Origin of the sequence: Limnobacter sp., from assembly GCF_964228395.1 — a bacterium.
Classification (GTDB): Bacteria; Pseudomonadota; Gammaproteobacteria; order Burkholderiales; family Burkholderiaceae_B; genus Limnobacter.
On sequence record NZ_CAXQZX010000069.1, the window covers coordinates 1 to 3,884 of the forward strand.

Consider the following 3,884-nt stretch of genomic DNA (forward strand, 5'->3'; position numbering starts at 1 on the left):
TTCAATCAGGAATACGCGCACAAAGGTGCCATCGCCCAAGCCGCTGGCGGGAGGGCCGCCAATGTCAAAATTCACCACATCTTGCGGGCCACTAAAGCCCACGCTGCCATAGCCACCCAAATTGAATTGCTGCAACTTGCCTGCCACGGGGGTGTTGTTGACCATCACGCCTTGCAATTGTGCCGGGGTTGGATCGATGCTGCGTTTGGCAGACGCGGCTTTGAAATGCGACACATCGAGCCGAGGACCATCGACCACGGGGGGTGGGGGCGGAGGATCTACGATCACGGGTGGGTCAACCTCGCTGCCATCGGTTCGAGTTGGATTGGCCAGCTCGCCCCCATTGCCCAGGCAAGCTGCCAACAGCATGGGCAAGAGCAAGGCGCCAAACGTTTGAACTTGTATCATTCTGCTTATCCTCACTTTAGGGCTGGGTTAAAACCGCGCGATGTGCATGGCAAACCGTTGCACACATCCACCAAGGCGCCGCCCCGGCTTAAAAAAGACGATTTCATGTCCATGTTTTTTTCTTCATTGCGCGGGTGCCCATGCGGGTCTGCCCCGTAGCCCTGCGCCATGGGGCGATTGTCCAAAGGCGGCGGTGCACTGCCATTGGGGTTCTCAGAGCCATCGGCGTTGGTGCGCGGGCCGCTGTCCCACACCGTGAGCGCATTGCCTGTGTGCGGATACTTCCTGATACACGGCAAACCAAAATATGGATGATCATCGGGATGCCTACGCCCAAACGACACCAGTGGGAACTGCTGTTGCTCGGCACGTACAGCAGGGTGCACCTGTTTCATGACTGCCGGGCCTCGCTGGGGCGAGGGACCACCCACCACCGCCGGGCATTGCAGGGGCGCCTGTATGGTGCGCGCCATGATTTCTGCTGTGTTCATGTAAACCTGGTGATCAGCAAATGCCGGTATCAGCAACACCCGTTTGTTGGGCTTGGTGCCAGGCAGGGCACGCCCCGGCGCGAGGCTCCAGGCGTAACCATTGTTTTCACCCCGGTCCCACAACATTTGAATCAGCGAAAGAATAAACTGCTGATCCAGCGACGCGGGGTAAGCGTTATAAAACGCCGGGGCATACGGCGCAAAATCCACAGAACGTTGAAGCAAAGTGGAGTAAGCCATGCCAGGCACACCCAAGGTGGCGGAATCAATGTCTGGCGATATGGCCGTTACAGGCCCTCCATTGATGCCCCCTTGGGAATTGCCATCGTAAAACAGGGTGCTGCGGTCAATCAGGCAATCGCCTTTGACCTGGAACGCTGGATGTGTGCACAAACCGTTCTCTGCAATCATCGCCCTGCCCAGCAGGGTGAAATTCAAAAAGCCTTGTTGCAACCGATCGGTTAGGCGGTTAAACCCACTGAAGTCAGTCAACATCAACACGGTGCTGGCCAGGTCACCGCCTGCCCCATCCCACAAAGGATCGTATTTGCGGTTGTCGGCTTGGTTGTCGGGCTGGTTGCCTGTGGCCAGGCCAGCCCAGTCCACCATACAAAAAACAAAGTTGTGTCGCTCGGCCATGGCGCGCACATTCAGATCGTAGGTGTTGCCCTCATCACGCGAGCCCAGAAGGCCGTGGCCGTACAAGGATGCTCGGCCAGGCACGGCGCGCTCTGCCTGGGCTGGGTCAGCCGCGCCGCCCATGGTTTTGCGGGCAATCGAGCAAATAAATGGCACACGCGAGGTGGGTGTAAGTGGGTTACGCTGCGGCAGTGCTGTGGCCGGGCTGCCACCAGGCAAGGGCGAGTAATTGTAGGTGCCGCCCGACACGCAGTTGGGGCTGTTTAAAAAACATGGCACATCAATGTGACCACGGATGCGCCTGGCCGTAATTGCACTGGCCCCGCCGTTTTCAGGATTGTCAATGACGGCATCAATGGTGAATGAAGGCGATGCACCATTGGTGGCTGCAATGGACATATCCCGAATATGCACCAAGCGCTCGGTGAGATTGCGCTCGGAGGCAACTGTAAAGTCCCAAGCGAGGTACAGCGATTCCCGCTCCACGCCTGCCAACCCAAGCACCTCAAAAATGTTCTCCATCAAGGGTTTTCTGGCCTGCTGTGCAGCATTGGCCAAAGGGTTCCCATCGCGATAATTGGCAAAAACCGGGGGGGCCGCAATGGTCTGTCCCGCGGCATTTTTTAGATTTCGCAAGGCCACAATATAGCGGCGCCCGGGCTCCAGATTTTTAGCCACCCGAATGACCAAGGCAGGCCCAGGGTCGCTGCCCGGTAAAGCCAATGCACCGGTGGTGATGTTGGCATCCAACTCCGCCCAAATCAGTTGCTTTTTCAGAGTGAGGGTGTCGATTAAAACAATCGGTTGCTGAGGCTGCAGGCTCGCTTCAATGTTGGTGATGGGCACCGCCCCGGTTTGTTGGAGGTCAAGCCCGGGCACCCGGGTCAAAATGGGCTGGCCAGGTGAAAATCCATCGTTGCGATTCCAATCGGTGGGGTCAATCGGCTTACCCGCCACGTTTTTTGGCATGGCGAAAATATTCAGATTGACACGCATTTTTGTGTCGGTTTGCGAATCAGCGGTGGTGAAATAATTGTTGGGGAAAGGGAACAAACAATACGCTGGGTCGATGGGGTCGCAGCGCTCGGCCCCAGCGGGTGCAACCCCAGTGCCAGCAGGCTCGCTGCGCACAATCGGGTCGCTCGGGAATAAGGGCGGCTCAGGATTGTCGCCACCACCGCCGTTGTTACCACCACCGCCGTTGTTACCGCCTGGGTCGCCCTCATTCGGGTTGGTGATGGTGGGTTCAGCGGTTTGTAGCAAGCCATCGTTGCCCAGGCATCCGCCCAGCACCAATACTCCCGCCAGCAGCAGGGCTGCGTTTAAGCCTTTCATGATTGATTGTCTCCGGTGCCGGGGTCTTGTGTTTTGCCCCTAAGTTACATTACTGTAACTTCAGATTAGAGCAGGCGTCCGTAAGGCGTCTAGTAGAACAATTCCATCCGCAAAACCACCATGCCAAACCAAAAAAAGCCCCAAACCCGCATGAAGCCTGAAGAGCGCGAGCGCCAGCTTGTTCTGGTGGCGCAAAGCATGTTCATCGAAAGGGGGTACCAAGGCACTGCCATGGAAGACATTGCCCAAGCCGCAGGCATTACCCGCCCTGTGATCTACAAACTGTTTGGTCACAAAGATGGCATTTACATGGCCTGCTTAAGGCAGGCCCGCGAGCTTTTAAACGATTACATATTGAAGGCAGCCATGGCAGGCAACGGGCTGGAACAGCGCCTGCAAGGCGGCATCCAAGGCTACTTCGACTTCGTAGAAAACGAACAGAGCGCGTGGCGTTTTTTATATGACAGTGGTGTGGCCGTGGCCGGGGACGCCGCGCAAGAGGCCACACGCATGCGCTTTGATACGGTCAACCGAATCGCTGCGCTGTTGGCCGATCTAAAGCCCCGCTTTACTGATGAAGAAGTGCTGGCGCTGGCCCACGCTTTGTCTGGCGCCGGTGAGCAAATGGCCAAATGGTGGGTTACCCAGCCTCACGTGCCCAAGCGTGTGATTGTTAGCACCTTGTACAACATGTCATTGCATTGGCGGATCGCGAATTCCACACCCTGAGCGCCACCTTAACCAATAGCGAAAAGTTATTCTAATTTTTTTACAATAAATTTTTGCAATCGCACAAAAATTTCGGTAGAATTCGGACGCTTAGATTACTAACCGTTCATTAACCAAATTGGAGGACTGCACATGTCTCTGATCAATACCGAAATCAAGCCATTCAAAGCCACTGCCTATTGCCGCGGCAAAGAAATCCAACTGACCGAAGCCGACGTCAAGGGCAAGTGGTCCGTGTTCTTCTTCTACCCCGCCGACTTCACCTTTGTGTGCCCCACCGAG

The 3,884-nt window shown here is 56.2% G+C and carries 4 protein-coding genes; 2 read left to right on the forward strand and 2 right to left on the reverse strand.

Translation table 11 applies throughout. The features are described from left to right. The coding region (locus tag ACEQU8_RS05485) for a hypothetical protein (protein ID WP_370262095.1) at positions 1-408 on the reverse strand (408 nt) is incomplete at its 3' end. An 11-nt stretch (positions 409-419) separates the two neighbouring features. Next, the gene (locus ACEQU8_RS05490; RefSeq protein ID WP_370262097.1) at positions 420-2,873 is read right to left on the reverse strand and encodes a hypothetical protein; all 2,454 of its coding nucleotides are present in this window, start codon (positions 2,871-2,873) and stop codon (positions 420-422) included. 120 nt (positions 2,874-2,993) lie between these two features. On the opposite strand from ACEQU8_RS05490, the gene ACEQU8_RS05495 reads away from it, so the two are divergent. Next, positions 2,994-3,602, forward strand: a complete 609-nt coding sequence (locus ACEQU8_RS05495; RefSeq protein WP_370262099.1) for a TetR/AcrR family transcriptional regulator — start codon at positions 2,994-2,996, stop codon at positions 3,600-3,602. A gap of 132 nt (positions 3,603-3,734) precedes the next feature. Continuing rightward, on the forward strand, positions 3,735-3,884 hold a 150-nt coding region (locus tag ACEQU8_RS05500), incomplete at its 3' end, for a redoxin domain-containing protein (protein ID WP_370262100.1).

Bases quoted from the DNA above. Each gene is read 5' to 3' on its own strand.
- ACEQU8_RS05495 (WP_370262099.1), top strand. From the start codon at position 2,994: ATGCCAAACCAAAAAAAGCCCCAAACCCGCATGAAGCCTGAAGAGCGC.
- ACEQU8_RS05490 (WP_370262097.1), bottom strand. From the start codon at position 2,873: ATGAAAGGCTTAAACGCAGCCCTGCTGCTGGCGGGAGTATTGGTGCTG.